The sequence below is a fragment of the Bradyrhizobium sp. CCBAU 11434 genome (genome assembly GCF_028128895.1).
Taxonomy (GTDB): Bacteria; Pseudomonadota; Alphaproteobacteria; order Rhizobiales; family Xanthobacteraceae; genus Bradyrhizobium; species Bradyrhizobium zhengyangense.
Genome location: NZ_LBJX01000102.1, coordinates 242531 through 258769, shown reverse-complemented (window position 1 = coordinate 258769; position 16239 = coordinate 242531). Strand labels below are relative to the sequence as shown.

Sequence of the window (16239 nt, the reverse complement as noted above, 5' to 3'; positions counted from 1 at the left end):
CCGTCAGGCGAGCCTGAACCGCACCCCGCCTCGCGCAAGCCCGCCCGATATCCCGATCGGCGTGCCGTCCGCGCGCCAGCAGGCGGCGCCGGTCATGGTGCCGTCGTCGTGGAAGGCGATGCCGTTCATGCCGCCGGCGACGGTTGCGACAGGCTGGACCTTGTGGCCGAGCGCCGTAAGTTTTGCGCACACAGCCTCCGGCACCTGCTGCTCGACTTCGAGCGCATTGCCTTCGGTCCAGACGCGGGGTGCCTCGACGGCTTCCTGCAAGGTCATGCCGTGATCGATCAGGTTGACGAGCGCCTGCATCGCGCTCGGGAAGATGCGTTTTCCACCGGGCAGGCCCAGCGCATAGCGCAGTTTTCCATCACGCAAAGCCATCATCGGTGACATCGAAGTCGTCACGCGCTTGCCTGGCGCCAGTGACAACGCGTGACCGGGCCGCGGATCGAACAGGTTCATGTAATTGTTGGCGATCGCGCCCAGACCCGGGATCATGATCTTGGCGCCGAACAGATTGTTGATGGTCTGCGTGGTCGCGACCACATTGCCGAAGCTATCCGCTGCCGTCATATGCGTGGTGTGCGCGCTTTCGAGTTGCGTCACACCGGCGCCAAAAGCCTGCGCACGCGACGGATCGATCATGCGGCGGCGCTCCTCGGCATAGGCCTTCGAGGTCAGCTTCTCCACGGGCACGCCGACATAATCAGGATCGCCGCTGGCCGCGGCGCGATCGGCGAAGGCGATCTTCAGGACCTCGGCAAGATAGTGGATGGTCTCTGACGTACCGAAGCCGAGGCCGCCGATGTCGTAACCCTCGAGAATGTTCAGAATCTGCGCGATGTGCACGCCGGAGGCCGCGGGCGGCGGCGGGCCGAAAATGGTCCAGCCGCGATAGTCGGCGCGGATCGGCTGCCGCTCGACCGTTTTGTAATTGGTCAGATCATTGCGGCGGATGAATCCGCCTGAATTCTCCATGTAGTCGACCAGGATGTCGCCGAGCGGCCCCTCGTAGAGAGCCTTCTCGCCGTGATCGGCGATAGTGCGCAGGGTCTCGGCATATTCTGATTGCACCGCGCGCGCGCCGACCTTGAGCGGCTCGCCACCAGGCAGGAAGACCGCCGCGATCGGCTTGTCCTTGCGCATCGTGGCGGCGCTCTCGCTGATGCATTCGTGCAAATAGGGCGTTACCGCATAGCCGCGCGCGGCGTGCTTGATCGCGGGCTGCATGACGTCGGCAAGCGACATGGTGCCGAATCTTTGTAGCGTCTCACACCAGGCTTTCAGTGAGCCCGGCGTCGCGACCGCTTTCGGCCCGTTCAAATTCTCGTTGCCCACGGTGTCGAACACGTCGTGAGCCGAGCCCGGCTTCGACGTGTAGGTGGTGTCGCGCACCGAAGCGGGCACGGTGCTCTGGCCGTCGATGACGCGATGGCTGCCGTCGGCGAGCCTGATATGCGCCATGCCGCCGCCGATGATGCCGACCATCATCGGCTCGACAACGGTCAGCGTGAACAGTGTGGCGATCGCAGCATCGACAGCGTTGCCGCCGGCCGCCAGCATCTCGGCGCCGGCGCTGGACGCCAGCGGGTGGTTGCTCACCACCATGCCGCGGCTCGAGACCGCCGGCATCTTCTGACATTCAAAGATCGTTGCCGTCCGGTCGCGCCAGTTTCCGCCCATGCCTGATGTCCTTCTTGTTCACGATAGCGAGCACATCACACGCAGGATTACGGGTCCAGTAATGGTACGGATTAGCTGGCATTCCTGATTCTGCCATCATCATTACCGTTGATTCGGACATCCGCGGTCCCCTTTGGATCGGGCAGGGCACGTCCTGAGCGAGAAGAGCTCAGCATCGAAAATGCGATGCACGTTCGCGTGGCGTTATCCCGAGACCCAAGCACTCCAAAGGATTCAACTCTCCATGCACACGATCGTACTCGCCACCCAAAAGGGCGGCAGTGGCAAGAGCACTCTCGCCATCGGCCTGGCGCTGGCTGCCAAGCAGGCCGGCTTCACCGTTCGCCTGATCGAGACCGACCCGCAGGGCACCCTGTCCAACTGGGCGCGCCGCCGCAACAACGACGATGTCGTCGTCGAGCCGATCTATCACGCCGCCGATTTCGCGCCGCGGCTGAAGATGCTGGCCGACAGCGGTCTCCAGCTCGCGATCGTCGACACCGCGGCCGGCCTGTCCGCCGTGACCACCGCCGCGATCCGTCACTCCGACCTCTGCCTGATCCCGGCCCGCCCGAGCGTCGCCGACATCGAGGCGACGGTCTCAACCGTCAGCGTCGCGCGCGCCTGGAAGCGCCCCTACAGCTTCGTGCTGAACCAGACGCCGATCCGCGGCCAGCGCATCGACAACGCCGCCAACACCCTCGCCGAGGAAGCCGCGCTCGATCTCGCCGAAGTGCTCGCCCGCCCGCTGATCGTGATGCGCAACGACCATCAGGACTCGCTCGCCTCGGGCCTCGCCGTCAGCGAGTTCGCGCCGAACGGCAAGTCGACCGAGGAGGTCCGCGGCCTCTGGCGCTGGATCGAGACCCGTCTCGAGCTCTCTGCCGGCAATCTCCTGATCGATCAGGTCCTCTCGGCAGCAGACGGAGTGCTGCATGCCGCCACCGAGCTGTCGGCGGACGAGACCCCAGTTCTGGCGTCCTGAGCGGGGCGATCGCTCAAGACCCGGACGGGCTCTTCGCCATCCGGTGAACGAGCCCAAGCGACGAAGCAATCCGGCCACCAGCCCGGCCGGATTGCTTCGCTTCGCGTTTTCAGGCGAGGACGAACGCGTCCCCGGCCAAAGATTTCCAAAACAACCCCATGCTCAGTAGAACCGGTCGCGACCCAAGCGAGCCGGTGGCGGCACGCAGCCGCCTGACCTGGCAGGCAAATTGCCGCTGCGCCAGCTTTCAGAGTGGTTGCAGCGTCACTTCTGACACTTCGGACACCAGAAGGTCGACCGGCCGTTCTGGGTGAAGCGCTTCACGGTGCCGCCGCAGCGCGGCGTCGTGCATGTCTCGCCTTCGCGGTCATAGACCTTGAAGGAATGCTGGAAATAGCCGAGCTCGCCGGAGGTCTGGCGATGGTCGCGCAATGACGAGCCGCCGGCCTTGATGGCATCGTTCAGCACGGTGTGGATGGCGCCGACCAGGCGCTTGGCATGATCCGTGGGCTCACCCTTCTTGCTCGAGAGCGTCGCGGCGATGCGGCGCGGCGACAAATGCGAGCGGTGCAGGGCTTCGCAGGCATAGATATTGCCGAGGCCCGCGACGACGCGCTGGTCGAGCAGCGCGGCCTTCAGATTCGTCTTCTTGCCTTCGCAGGCGCGCGCCAGCATCGCCGCGTCGAATTCATTGCCGAGCGGCTCTGGGCCGAGACCACGCAGCAGCGGCTCGTCCTCGAGCGCATTGCGCGCGATCACTTTCATGTAACCGAAGCGGCGCGGATCGTTGAAGACGATGTCCGCGCCGGAGGACATCCGAAACAGCACGTGGTCGTGCGCGGAGTCCTTGCCCTTGGGATAGTGAAACTCGCCTGATACGGCCACGTTGTCCGGCTTGATGACGCGAAACGAGCCCGACATGCCCAGATGCATCAAAAGCACGTCGCCGGAGGCGAGATCGGCCATGAGATATTTTGCACGGCGGCCGAGCCCCGTGACGATCTGTCCCTGCAGCCGGGCCACAAAATCGGGCTGGAACGGAAAGCGCAAATCGGGCCTGCGGGCCTCCGCAACGACGATTTTCGCACCCTCCATGACGGGCTGAAGGCCGCGGCGGACGGTCTCGACTTCGGGCAATTCAGGCATGGTCAGGCATTCACCTTATGAGGGCGGTGTGATAGCGCCATTGCGGCGGGCGGGCTATGGTCCGCCCAGTGGAGTAGAGTAATGGATCGGCCGGGCGAAACCACGCATTTTGGCTTCAAAGACGTTCCCCTGGGGGACAAACAGACGCTGGTGAACGATGTGTTTCACAGCGTGGCGTCGCGCTATGACCTGATGAACGATTTGATGTCCGGTGGCCTGCACCGGGTCTGGAAGGACATCATGATCAACACGCTCGACCCGCCCCGCAGCGACCGGCCGTTCGCGCTGCTCGACGTGGCCGGCGGCACCGGCGACATCGCGTTCCGGGCCGCCAAGGCGGCGGGCCCCGGCTTCCACGCCACCGTCTGCGACATCAATTCCGACATGCTCGCCGTGGGCCGCGAGCGTGCCGCCAAGCGCCATCTCGAGAGCCAGGTCGATTTCGTCGAGGGCAATGCCGAAGCGCTTGGCTTCGCCGACCGCAGCTTTGACGCATATACGATCGCTTTCGGCATTCGCAACGTGCCGCAGATCGACAAGGCGCTGCGCGAGGCCTATCGGGTGCTCAAGCCCGGCAGCCGCTTTCTCTGCCTGGAATTCTCGACGGTCGAGGTGCCCGGGCTCGACAAGCTCTATGACCTGTTCTCGTTCAAGGTGATTCCGCCGCTCGGCCGCATGGTCACCGGCGACGCGGAATCCTATCAATATCTCGTCGAATCAATCCGCAAGTTTCCGAAGCCCAACGCCTTTGCCGACATGATCCGCGAGGCCGGCTTCTCCCGCGTGAGCTGGCAGACCTTGACCGGCGGCATCGTCGCACTGCATTCGGGCTGGCGTTTGTGATCTCTGCCATCACCCACATCACGCGCCTGATCCGCGCCGCGTTCGTGTTTGCGCGCGAGGGCGTGTTCGGCGCCGTCGATCCGAGCCTGGTGCCGCCGCCCGGACAGCTTGCGCTGAAGCTGGCGCGCCTCGTCGAACGCCGCGGCGACAAGCACGGCCCGCGAATCTCGCGCGCGCTCACGCGGATGGGCCCGGCCTATCTCAAGCTCGGCCAATTCCTGGCGACGCGCCCTGATGTCGTCGGCTTCAACATGGCGCGCGATCTCGAAAGCCTTCAGGATCGCCTGCCGCCGTTTTCGCAAGCCGAAGCCGAAGCCGCGATCGCGACGTCGCTGGAACGGCCGCTGAAGGATATTTTCGTCACGTTCGGCCCGTCAGTGGCGGCCGCCTCGATCGCGCAGGTGCATCGCGGCGAGGTGATGCGCGACGGCATCCGCAAGTCAGTCGCGGTCAAGGTGCTCAGGCCCAACGTAGCCTCGCGCTTCCGCCGCGACCTCTCCGATTTCTTTTTCGTCGCGCACAAGGCCGAAGCCTATTCGGCCGAGGCGCGCCGGTTGCGCCTGATCGAAGTCATCAACACCATGTCGCGTTCGGTCGCGATGGAGATGGATCTGCGGCTGGAAGCTGCCGCGCTGTCGGAGATGGCGGAGAACACGGAAGGCGATCCTGATTTCCGCGTGCCCACCGTCGACTGGGATCGCACCACGCACAACGTATTGACGATGGAGTGGATCGACGGCATCGCGCTGAACGATCACAAGCGCCTGGAGGAGGCGCAGGTCGATTTGCCCGATCTCGGCCGCAAGGTGATCCAGAGTTTTCTGCGCCATGCGCTGCGCGACGGCTTCTTCCACGCCGACATGCATCCGGGCAATCTGTTCCTCGATGACGCCGGCCGCCTCGTCGCCGTCGATTTCGGCATCATGGGCCGGCTCGGGATGAAGGAGCGGCGGTTCCTCGCCGAGATCCTGCTCGGCTTCATCACCCGCGACTATCGCCGCGTCGCCGAAGTGCATTTCGAGGCGGGCTACGTGCCCTCGCATCACTCGGTCGAGAATTTCGCGCAAGCCATCCGCGCCATCGGCGAGCCGATCCACAACCGCACCGCCGAGGAAATCTCAATGGCGCGGCTGCTGACGCTGCTGCTCGAGGTCACCGGCCTGTTCGACATGACGACGCGGCCCGAGCTGATCCTGCTGCAGAAGACCATGGTCGTGGTCGAGGGCGTGGCGCGCGGCTTCGATCCCAAGCTCGACATCTGGAAGGTCGCCGATCCCGTGGTGCGCGAGTGGATCGAGCGCAATCTCGGACCGATCGGCCGGGTGCAGGGCGCGCTCGCCGGCGGCGGCGACCTCGCCAAGGTGCTGATGCGCCTGCCCGACATCGCCCAGCGCTCGGTTGCAGTGCTGGAGCAGCTCGAGACCTTGACGCGGGAAGGCATCCGGCTGTCGCCCGAGAGCATCGCTGCGATGGGGCGCAGCGAGGGCCGCAAGAACCGCTGGCGCACCGTGGCAGTCTGGATCATCGCCGTGACCTTTATCGGCATCCTGATCGCCGTCCGGAATCTGTGATCGCCAAGAGCTTGATTGCATTGCAATCAAACGGATGATAGCATCGCTATCATTCCGTGCTGGAGGGCGTCATGGCAAGCCTGACCATCCGTAAGCTCGACGATACCGTCAAAGCCTATTTGCGGCTGCGCTCGGCCAGGAATCATAGATCGGTCGAGGAGGAGGTCCGGGTCATCCTGCGGGAGCTGATCGAGGGCCGCGAGGAGCCGCTGACGCCGTTTTCTGCGCCGCCTGAAGCTTCCCCCGCGCCGGCGTCTCAGCGCTCCAGTGCCCTCCCTGAGGCCAGCGTCACCCTGATCATCGGTGGCGGGATCGCGGCCTTCAAGTCGCTCGACCTGATCCGCAGGCTGAAGGAGCGGCGCATCGAGGTGCGCTGCGTGCTGACCAAGGCCGCCGAGCAATTCGTCACGCCGCTCTCGGTCAGCGCCCTCTCCCATGAGCGGGTCTACAATGATCTGTTCGATCCCCAGAGCGAATTCGACGCCGGCCATATCCGCCTCGCCCGCGACTGCGATCTGATCGTGGTGGCACCTGCCACCGCCGATCTGATGGCGAAGATGGCCAACGGCCATGCCGACGATCTCGCCAGCGCGATCCTGCTCGCGACCAGCCGAAAAATCCTGCTGGCGCCGGCGATGAATCCGCTGATGTGGAACAACCCGGCGACCCGCCGCAACGTCGCGCAGCTGCAGCGCGACGGCGTGCTGCTGATCGGCCCCAATTCCGGCGAGATGGCGGAAGCGGGCGAAGCCGGCGTCGGCCGCATGTCGGAAGCGATCGAGATCGCTACCGCTGCCGAAAAACTGCTGCGGCCGCCGGTGCCGCGGCCGCTCGCCGGCAAGCGGGTGCTGATCACCGCGGGACCAACGCACGAGCCGATCGATCCGGTGCGCTACATCGCCAATCGCTCCTCGGGCAAGCAGGGCTTTGCCATCGCTGCCGCAGCGCGTGCCGCCGGCGCCGAGGTGATTTTGGTGAGCGGCCCTGTGGATCTCGATGATCCTCAGGGCGTCACCGTCAAGCACGTGGAATCCGCGCGGCAGATGCTGGAGCAGGTGCAATCAGCACTTCCCGCCGACATCGCGATCTTCGCCGCCGCCGTCGCCGACTGGCGCGTTGCCAATGAGGGCGAGCAGAAGCTGAAGAAGACATCGGCCGGCATGCCGCCATTGCAGCTCGTCGAGAACCCCGACATCCTCGCCACGATCTCAAAACTCGCCGACAAGCGCCCGCCGCTGGTGATCGGCTTCGCCGCCGAGACCGAGCATCTGATCGACAACGCCAAATCAAAACTCGCGCGCAAGGGCTGCGACTGGATCGTCGCCAACGACGTCTCGCCCTCATCAGGCGTGATGGGCGGCGACCGCAACACCGTGCATCTCATCGGCAAGAATGCTGCGAACAACGGCGAGATCACGGTTGATTCCTGGCCTGTGATGACCAAGGAACAGGTCGCCATCGAACTGGTCGCGCATATCGTGAAGAGCGTGGCCGACAAATCCGTCGACAAGTCCTTGGAGCCGGCCTCTTGAGCAGCAAAGTCACGGTCGAACTGCAGCGCCTGCCCCACGCGGAAGGCCTGCCGCTGCCGGCCTATCAGACCGCGGAGGCCGCCGGCCTCGATCTGATGGCGGCGGTGCCGGAAGGCGAGCCGATCACGCTCGCATCTGGGCAATATGCGCTGGTGCCGACAGGCCTTGCGATCGCCTTGCCGCCCGGCTTTGAGGCGCAGGTGCGGCCGCGCTCGGGTCTCGCGGCCAAGCACGGCGTCACCGTGCTGAACTCGCCCGGCACTGTTGATGCCGACTATCGCGGTGAGATCAAGGTGATCCTGATCAACCACGGAGAGGCGCCGTTCGTGATCAAGCGCGGCGAGCGCATCGCGCAGATGGTGATCGCGCCGGTGCTGCAGGCCGTGCTCGACCCGGTCGCGACGCTGTCCTCGACCGATCGCGGCACCGGCGGCTTTGGGTCGACTGGCCGCTAACCCCCGCTTCTCCCATTAGAACCCCGGCCTTCACGGACTCGCGAACGCACGCCGATTGACTCTACCTACTAATAGGTAGATAAATCGCGAGAGTTCCTAAAACCGGAGGAGAAGCCGTGACCATCGAGCTCTATTGGCTGACATTGACTGCACTCATGACGGCATTGTTCTGGGTGCCCTATGTCCTCAATCGCATCGTTGCCGTCGGTCTCGGCGGGGCGCTCGCCGGAGGCGCACCCGACAGCGGCAAGCTCGCGGACTGGGCGCAGCGCGCCATTCGCGCGCATGGCAACGCCATCGAGAATCTCGCCATCTTCGCGCCGATTGTGCTGATCGCGCATGTGCTCGGCATTTCGAGCGCGGCGACCAGGGCTGCCGTCGTGGTCTACTTCTTCGCCCGGCTCGCGCATTACGTCGTCTATGCGGCCGGCATTCCCGCCGCGCGCACATTGACGTTCACCGCGGGCTGGCTGGCGCAGATCGCTATCATCGCCAGCATCTTGCGCTGGATCTGAACGATGTCCGTCGTCAAGCGGCGCACATTGCTCGTCACCGGCATGGCCGAAGGCCTCGGCGCTGATATCGCCACGACTTTCGCGCAAGGTGGCTACGACGTGCTCGGCCTGTCACGGATCGGAAGCGGGTCGGAACGGATCGGCGCGTCGGTCGCGCGGGCCGGCGGCAGCTATACCCACCTGGCCTGCGATCTGACCAATGCGACCGACGTTCAACGCGCGCTGCAGCCCATTGGCGGAACCATCGACGTTCTCATTCACAATGCACAAGTCCTGATGATCCGGCCGTTCGGCGAAATTTCGCCGCAGGCATTCGAGGAGGTCTGGCGCGTTGCCTGCTTCGGCGCGATGCTGTCGGCGCAAGCCGTGCTTCCACACATGGCTGCGCGTCGGAGCGGCACCATGATTTTCTCGGGCGCCACGGCAGGCCTGCGCGGGGGCGCCAACTTCGCCGCTTTCGCGTCAGCCAAATTTGCGCTGCGCGGACTTGCCCAGGCGCTGGCCCGCGAATTCGGCCCGATGGGCGTTCACGTCGCCCATGTCGTGATCGACGGCTTGATCGACGCGCCCAAAACCGATCAGCGCTTCGGAGCTGCGACGACCGGCCGGATGGATGCGAAAGCGATCGCGCAGGCCTACCTCCAGCTCACGGCGCAGCCGCCGTCGGCATGGACCCAGGAGATGGACCTGCGTCCCTTCGCGGAAAAATTCTAGGAGACCGTCACTTCAGGAGAGTGTCATGGCGAATGATCGCATCAATGCCGACTTCACGCAGCGCGTCGTCATCCCGACCGAGACGATGCCCTGGATTCCCTCCCCGCAGGCGGGTGTCGAGCGCCGGATGCTCGACCGGATCGGCGGCGAAGTCGCGCGCGCGACCTCGCTCGTTCGCTACGCCGCCGCCAGCTCGTTTCCAGCGCATGAGCACGCGCTCGGCGAGGAGTTTCTGGTGCTGGACGGCGTGTTTTCCGATGAGCATGGCGACTATCCGGCCGGAACCTATGTCCGCAATCCACCGCACAGCCGTCACACGCCGCGGACCGCGCCGGGCTGCACGATCCTCGTCAAACTCCGGCAGATGGAGCCGAGCGAGAAGGACCGGCTGGTCGTCGACACCGCGCGCGCAAATTGGCGGGATGGCGGCCAGTCGGGCCTGGCTACGCTTCCGCTCTGCGTCATTCCCGGCAGGGAAGAGGTGGCACTGGAGCGCCTGCAGCCCGGCACGGCGCTGGAAGAGGTGGACTGCGCGGCCGGCGAAGAGATATTCATTTTGTCGGGCGACCTCCGTGACGCCCACGGCCAGTACGGCAAGGGGACGTGGATCCGGAATCCACCCATGTTCCGGCGTGCACTTGGCTCAAGTGGCGGCGCGATCTATTGGATCAAGCGAGGTCATCTGCGCCGGATGCCATCATGATGGGGACTGCATGACGACGACGGCGCCGAAGCCGAGATCCGAGACCGCCGAACAGATCCTCGATCTCGCCGAGACGCTGATCCAGACGCGCGGCTACAGCGCCTTCAGCTACCAGGACATCGCCGACGGTCTCGGTATCCGCAAGGCGAGCATCCACTATCATTTCCCTTCAAAGACCGATCTCGGCGTGGCCGTGATCGACCGATACGTGGCGCGCTTCGGCGATGCGCTGGCAGCAATCGGCGCCGATCAGGCGCAATCTTCGCTGGCGATGCTGGAGTTTTATCTCGAGCCTTATATCGGCTTCGCCAAAACGCCCGACCGAATCTGCCTGTGCGGGGCCCTGGCCGGCGAAATCCTGGCGCTGCCCCCGCAGTTGCGCTCTCGCGTCGACGGCTTCTTCCAGACCCATCAGGACTGGTTGACCGACATCCTCAAGCGCGGAACCCGCGGCGGCGAATTTGCGCTGGCGGCGCCACCGGCCAAGCTGGCGCGCTTCATCTTCAGTGCCCTGCAGGGCGCGCTTCTGGTGAAACGTGCCACGGGCGATGCGACGCAACTGCGTGACGTGATCACCGTGATGAAACTCCAGCTCACCGCCGGTTCCTGACCGACGCGAATCCGCCGAAATACGGGCCCATGGCGGCCCGACAGAGTTCGGCATCTGCTTTTTTCCCCCGTGAGATTCCTGTTCACGGTCTGGACTCTTACCGGTGGAGTCGCGGTGGGGGTATTGTCGTTTGATTCGCGCGCGACGGGGGTCGCCGCGAGGTCAATTCGTGCGGTCTTGGGGCAACTATGTCAGGCGTGATCGTGTCGATGCGTCGGACGCTGCTGTCGTGCACTTCGCTGGTGCGCAACAGCCTATTCGGAGGCGCTCTCGCAGCGCTGCTGCCGGCTGAGCCGGCTGATGCCGCCGACCTCGTCGACACACTTTCGATATTGCTGGATTTCAACCGGCAGGAGCTCGCGGTGCTGGCCACCGCGCTGGCTTTGCTTGGGTTCACGGTCGTGGCCGCGATCCTGTTGATGCGGACCCGTGTGCGCACCGCCAAGAACGAGGCGGCACTGCTGGGGCGGATCCGGGAACTCCAGCTGCAGACCGACCGCTTCGGCGCGCTTCTGTTCGCCGAGCCGCAGATCCTGATCTCCTGGCCGGCCGGCGACGATCGCGCGCAGATCTCGGGCGACATCGCCATGGTGCTGCCACGCGATTCGTCGCCGCAGCGCGTGCTCGCCTTCGGAACCTGGCTGCCGCCGGAACCGGCGCTGCAGATGGATCACGCCGTCGATGGCTTGCGCGAACGCGGCGATGGCTTCCAGCTCACGCTGACCACCGCCAACGGCCATACGCTGGAAGCGATCGGCCGCGCCATCGGCGGCCAGGCCATTGTCCGGATTCGCGAATTGTCCGGCCTACGGCGCGATCTGGCCGAGACCAATTTGCGCTACAAGGCGCTCTCCGACGAGACCGAGATGTTGCGCGGCTTCGCTGCCGCGGCGCCATGGCCGATCTGGGCCAAGGGCGAGAACGGCGCATTGACCTTCGCCAATCCGGCCTATGTCCGCGCGACGGACGCGACCAGCATCGCGGACGCCCAGGAGCGCAAGCTCGAGCTGCTCGACAGCTCCGACCGCACCGCCATGGAGCGCGGTCTGAAGGAGGCGGCTCACTTCACCTCGCGGCTGCCGATCGTGATCGGCGGCGAGCGACGCATGTACGACGTGCGTTCCGTCAATGTCGGCCATGGCAGTGTCGGTGTCGCGATCGACGCATCCGAAGCCAATGCCTTGAGCGCCGCGCTGGTGCGGATGGCAGAGGCGCATCGCCGCACGCTCGACCAGCTCTCGTCAGGCGTTGCCGTGTTCGACGGCCAGCGCCGGCTCGCCTTCTACAACGATTCCTACCGCCGGCTGTGGGATCTCGACCGCAATTTCCTCGACACCAATCCTGACGATTCCAGCGTGCTCGACCAGCTTCGCGCCGCGCGCAAATTGCCGGAGCAGCCTGATTTCCGCGCCTGGAAGGCCAAGCTGCACGAGGCCTATCGCGCGGTCGAGGCCGCGAAGGACACCTGGTACCTGCCCGACGGCCGCGCGCTCTCCGTCGTCACCACGCCGAACCCCGAAGGCGGCGTCACCTATCTGTTCGACGACGTCACCGAGAGCCTCGAGCTGGCCCGCCGCTTCGACGGCATGATCCGGGTCCAGCGCGAGACGCTGGACAGCCTCGCCGAGGGCGTCGCCGTGTTCGGCAGCAACGGCAAGGCGCAGCTGTTCAATCCGGCCTTCGTCCGGATGTGGAAGCTCTCGAACGATGCCATGCGCGAGGAGCCGCATATCCAGACCGTCGAGGGCTGGTGCCAACAGCTGTTCGACGATCCCGTGGTGTGGCGCCAGATCCGCGAGGCCATCACCTCGATCGAGAGCCGCGCCGACGTGCCGATCAAGCTCGAGCGCAAGGACGGCAGCGTGCTCGACGGCATGATCCGGCCGCTGCATGACGGCGCGACCATGCTGACCTTCCTCGACATTACCGACACCGAGAATGTCGAGCGCGCGCTGCGCGAGCGCAACGAGGCGCTGGAAGCCGCCGACCAGATGAAGGTGGATTTCGTCCACCACGTCTCCTACGAGCTGCGCTCGCCGCTCACCACCATCATCGGCTTCGCGCATTTCCTCAGCGACCCCTCGACCGGGCCGCTGACGCCGAAGCAGGCCGAATATCTCGACTACGTCACCAAATCGACCAATGCGCTGCTGGCGCTGACCAACAACATCCTCGATCTCGCCACCATCGATGCCGGCGCCATGAAGCTGGAGCTCGGCCCGGTCGACGTCAGCAAGACCATCGAGCTCGCCGCCGAAGGTATCCAGGACCGGCTCGCCACCGACCGCATCCGCCTCAAGGTCGAGATCGCGCCCGATGTCGGCAGCTTCATCGGCGACGAGAAGCGCGTCGTGCAGGTGCTCTATAACCTCCTCGCCAATGCGGTCGGCTTCTCGCCGCAGGATTCCACCGTCGGGATCAGCGCGCGCCGCACCGACCACAGCGTGGTCTTCATTGTGACAGATTCCGGACCTGGAATACCCGCCGACATGAAGGACAAGGTATTCAACTGGTTCGAAAGCCGCTCGCAGGGCTCGCGTCATCGCGGCGCCGGGCTCGGGCTGTCGCTGGTGCGCTCCTTCGTCGAACTGCATGGCGGCAAGATTCAGGTGGATTCGGTCGTCGGCAAAGGCACGGTCGTGATCTGCGACTTCCCGACCGACCAGGCGGCGCATCGCGACGCCGCCGAATGAGCGAACCCACCAAACTCTCCGTCGCGCTCCACAACGAGACGGCCACCGCGCAATTGATGGCCGACCTGGCGCTGCTGGTCGGCCCCGGCGACACCATCACGCTGACGGGCGATCTCGGCGCCGGCAAGACCGCCGCGGCGCGCAGCCTGATCCGCTATCTCGCCGGCGACGACGCGCTGGAAGTGCCGAGCCCGACCTTCACGCTGGTGCAGAGCTACGAGCTGCCGGCCTTTGCCGTGATGCATGCCGACCTCTACCGCGTCGAGGACGAGAGCGAGCTCGAGGAGATCGGATTGTCGCCGCTCCCGGATGCAACGCTGGTGCTGATCGAATGGCCCGAGCGGGCGCCATCGGCGATGCCTGCAGACCGCATCGACATCGCGCTGACGCACCGCCCGGCGCTGGGCTCGAATGCGCGCGCTGCCGATATCACCGGCTACGGCAAGAGTGCGCCCACCGTTGCGCGGCTGAAGGCGTTGCGCGAATTCCTCGACGCGTCAGGTCATCTCGACGCGACGCGCAAGCATATGCCGGGCGACGCCTCGACGCGCTCCTATGCGCGCCTGATCCGCGACGACGGCGGCGTCATCCTCATGAACTCGCCGCAGCGCCCCGATGGTGCAGCTATCTACAATGGAAAGTCCTACAGCGCCGCGGTGCATCTCGCTGAGAACATCAAGCCTTTCGTCGCCATCGACGAAGGTTTGCGCGCGGCAGGTATCTCGGCGCCGAAAATCCACCGTTGCGATCTCGACCACGGCTTTCTCATCTCGGAAGATTTCGGCAGCGAAGGCGTGATCGAAGGCGATCCGCCGCGGCCGATTCCCGAACGCTATGAGGCCGCGACCGACGTGCTGGCCGTGCTCCACGGCAAGACGCTGCCGGAGACGCTGCCGCTGGACGGGCAGACTTACACCATTCCCGCCTGGCACACCGATGCGCTGCTGATCGAGATCGGCCTGATGCCGGAATGGTATCTGCCCGATCGCAACGCGCCGCTGAGCAACGAGAAGCGCGCGGAATTCTTTGCGATGTGGCGCGAGCTCCTGAAGAAACCGCTGGCCGCGCCAAAGACCTGGGTCATCCGCGACTACCACTCGCCCAACCTGATCTGGCTCGCGGACCGCGCCGGCATGGCGCGCGTCGGCGTGATCGACTTCCAGGACACCGTGCTGGGGCCGCACGCCTATGACGTGGTGTCGCTGCTTCAGGACGCCCGCATCGATGTGCCCGAGAGCCTCGAGCTGACGTTGCTGTCGCGCTACATCAAGGCGCGCCGCAAGGATGATGCGAGCTTCGATGCGGCCGGATTCGCCGAGCTCTATGCCATCATGTCGGCGCAGCGCAACACGCGCCTGCTCGGCACCTTCGCTCGCCTCAACCGCCGCGACGGCAAGCCGCATTATCTGCGCCACCAGCCGCGGATCTGGACCTATCTGCAGCGCTCGCTCGCGCATCCCGCCCTCGCGCATCTGCGCGACTGGTATCTCGCCAACGTGCCGCCGCCGCAAAAGCCGCCTGACCGCTGAGCCGGAACCGGTTTACCGGCTGTTAGCCATCACGCCGGTATCATCGCCCGCGGGCCGCCGGACAAAGACGGGGCTGGAGCTTGAGGCAGATGGCGGTCAAGACGGATCATCGCGGGAATAGCAGGGTTGTTTTCGAACGCGGGATTTCGGCCCAGATGATGGGCATTGACGGCACCTGGCGTCGCGAATGCACCATGGAGGACGTCTCCGAGAGCGGCGCCAAGCTGACCATCGACGGCTCGGTCGAAGGCCTGCATCTGAAGGAATTTTTTCTGCTGCTGTCGTCGACAGGACTTGCGTACCGGCGCTGCGAACTGGCCTGGGTGAATGGCGACCAGATCGGCGTCAATTTCCTGAAAGTCGGCGACAAGAAGAAAAAGGCGCGGTCCACAGCCGTCGGGGCGTGACGGCAACACACGTCGCACAACCGTCACGGCGGGTGGCTAAGGCCGTTTGAGATGCGGTGCGGCCTATCCTGGTCCGTGTTAGGATTGCTGCAAACGCGAATGATCGAGGTTCGAGAAGGCTAGGCATGTCCGTCAAACCGACCAAAGCCATGGTGCTCGCCGCGGGGTTCGGCCTGCGCATGCGTCCGCTGACGGACAAGATGCCGAAGCCGATGGTGCCGGTGGCCGGCCAGCCGCTGCTCGACCACGTGCTCGACAAGCTCGCCCAGGCCGGCGTCACCGACGCGGTCGTCAACGTGCACTATCTGCCCGACCAGATCATCGAGCACACCGCAACGCGCCAGCATCCGCGCGTGACCATCTCGGACGAGCGCGACCAGGTGCTCGGCACCGGCGGCGGCGTGGTCAAGGCGCTGCCGCTGCTCGGCGACGCGCCGTTCTTCCACGTCAATTCCGACACGCTGTGGATCGACGGCGTCCGCTCCAATCTGACGCGGCTCGCGGAAAATTTCGACCCCGCAAGCATGGACATCCTGCTGCTGATGGCGCCGACCGCAACCAGCATCGGCTATAGCGGCCGCGGCGATTACGGCATGCTGCCCGACGGCGCCTTGCGCAAGCGCAAGGAGAAAGAGATCGTCCCGTTCGTCTATGCGGGCGCTGCGATCCTGTCGCCGAGGATCTTTGAAGGCGCGCCGCAAGGCGAATTCTCGCTGACCAAAATGTTCGACCGCGCCAATGAGCAGGAGCGCCTGTTCGGCCTCCGCCTCGACGGCGTCTGGATGCATGTCGGCACGCCAGATGCGGTGCACGCCGCGGAAGAGGCGTTTCTGGAGAGCGTGGCGTAGGGCGC

15 protein-coding genes are annotated in these 16239 nt (G+C 65.2%); 13 read left to right on the top strand and 2 right to left on the bottom strand.

What is annotated here, in order from left to right; all coding sequences use genetic code 11:
- Positions 1–3: 3 nt before the first annotated feature.
- Positions 4–1683, bottom strand: coding sequence for a gamma-glutamyltransferase (gene ggt, locus XI06_RS38505; RefSeq protein WP_271607713.1), 1680 nt, complete (start codon positions 1681–1683; stop codon positions 4–6).
- Positions 1684–1927: 244 nt separating this feature from the next.
- Between ggt and XI06_RS38500 the strand changes: the two genes are divergently transcribed.
- Positions 1928–2668: a ParA family protein gene (locus XI06_RS38500; protein WP_271607712.1), complete on the top strand. Its 741-nt coding sequence runs from the start codon at positions 1928–1930 to the stop codon at positions 2666–2668.
- Between the two features lie 264 nt (positions 2669–2932).
- On the opposite strand, the gene mutM is transcribed toward XI06_RS38500, so the two are convergent.
- Positions 2933–3814: a bifunctional DNA-formamidopyrimidine glycosylase/DNA-(apurinic or apyrimidinic site) lyase gene (gene mutM / locus XI06_RS38495; RefSeq protein ID WP_271607711.1), complete on the bottom strand. Its 882-nt coding sequence runs from the start codon at positions 3812–3814 to the stop codon at positions 2933–2935.
- An 81-nt stretch (positions 3815–3895) separates the two neighbouring features.
- Here mutM and ubiE point away from each other — a divergent pair, with 81 nt between their 5' ends.
- From ubiE to XI06_RS38435, 12 genes are all read left to right on the top strand, one after another.
- Positions 3896–4657, top strand: a complete 762-nt coding sequence (gene ubiE / locus XI06_RS38490; RefSeq protein WP_271607710.1) for a bifunctional demethylmenaquinone methyltransferase/2-methoxy-6-polyprenyl-1,4-benzoquinol methylase UbiE — start codon at positions 3896–3898, stop codon at positions 4655–4657.
- Positions 4654–6228 carry a 2-polyprenylphenol 6-hydroxylase gene (gene ubiB / locus XI06_RS38485; protein ID WP_237860673.1) on the top strand — a complete coding sequence of 525 codons (1575 nt, stop codon included), beginning with the start codon at positions 4654–4656 and terminating at the stop codon, positions 6226–6228. The genes ubiE and ubiB overlap by 4 nt, the downstream gene beginning before the upstream one ends.
- Before the next feature lie 71 nt (positions 6229–6299).
- Positions 6300–7760, top strand: a complete 1461-nt coding sequence (gene coaBC / locus XI06_RS38480) for a bifunctional phosphopantothenoylcysteine decarboxylase/phosphopantothenate--cysteine ligase CoaBC (protein WP_271607709.1) — start codon at positions 6300–6302, stop codon at positions 7758–7760.
- Positions 7757–8215: a dUTP diphosphatase gene (gene dut, locus XI06_RS38475; protein ID WP_237860677.1), complete on the top strand. Its 459-nt coding sequence runs from the start codon at positions 7757–7759 to the stop codon at positions 8213–8215. The genes coaBC and dut overlap by 4 nt, the downstream gene beginning before the upstream one ends.
- 116 nt (positions 8216–8331) lie before the next feature.
- Positions 8332–8730, top strand: a complete 399-nt coding sequence (locus XI06_RS38470; protein ID WP_271607708.1) for an MAPEG family protein — start codon at positions 8332–8334, stop codon at positions 8728–8730.
- Between the two features lie 3 nt (positions 8731–8733).
- On the top strand, positions 8734–9444 hold the full coding sequence (locus XI06_RS38465) for an SDR family NAD(P)-dependent oxidoreductase (RefSeq protein ID WP_271607707.1): 711 nt from the start codon (positions 8734–8736) through the stop codon (positions 9442–9444).
- 25 nt (positions 9445–9469) lie between these two features.
- Positions 9470–10147 carry a cupin domain-containing protein gene (locus tag XI06_RS38460; RefSeq protein WP_237860684.1) on the top strand — a complete coding sequence of 226 codons (678 nt, stop codon included), beginning with the start codon at positions 9470–9472 and terminating at the stop codon, positions 10145–10147.
- 10 nt (positions 10148–10157) lie between these two features.
- Entirely contained in the window at positions 10158–10757 is a 600-nt protein-coding gene (locus tag XI06_RS38455; RefSeq protein ID WP_237871839.1) for a TetR/AcrR family transcriptional regulator, read from the top strand.
- A gap of 188 nt (positions 10758–10945) precedes the next feature.
- On the top strand, positions 10946–13450 hold the full coding sequence (locus XI06_RS38450; RefSeq protein ID WP_237871841.1) for a sensor histidine kinase: 2505 nt from the start codon (positions 10946–10948) through the stop codon (positions 13448–13450).
- A complete protein-coding gene (gene tsaE, locus XI06_RS38445) occupies positions 13447–14979 on the top strand; it encodes a tRNA (adenosine(37)-N6)-threonylcarbamoyltransferase complex ATPase subunit type 1 TsaE (protein ID WP_237871843.1) in 1533 nt (510 codons plus the stop codon). Before XI06_RS38450 ends, tsaE begins: the two co-directional genes overlap by 4 nt.
- Before the next feature lie 89 nt (positions 14980–15068).
- Complete coding sequence (locus XI06_RS38440; protein ID WP_237860693.1) at positions 15069–15386, top strand: PilZ domain-containing protein; 318 nt, start codon at positions 15069–15071, stop codon at positions 15384–15386.
- Positions 15387–15511: 125 nt separating this feature from the next.
- Positions 15512–16234 (top strand): nucleotidyltransferase family protein, encoded by a 723-nt coding sequence (locus XI06_RS38435; protein ID WP_237860695.1) that lies wholly within the window; start codon positions 15512–15514, stop codon positions 16232–16234.
- Positions 16235–16239: the final 5 nt, after the last annotated feature.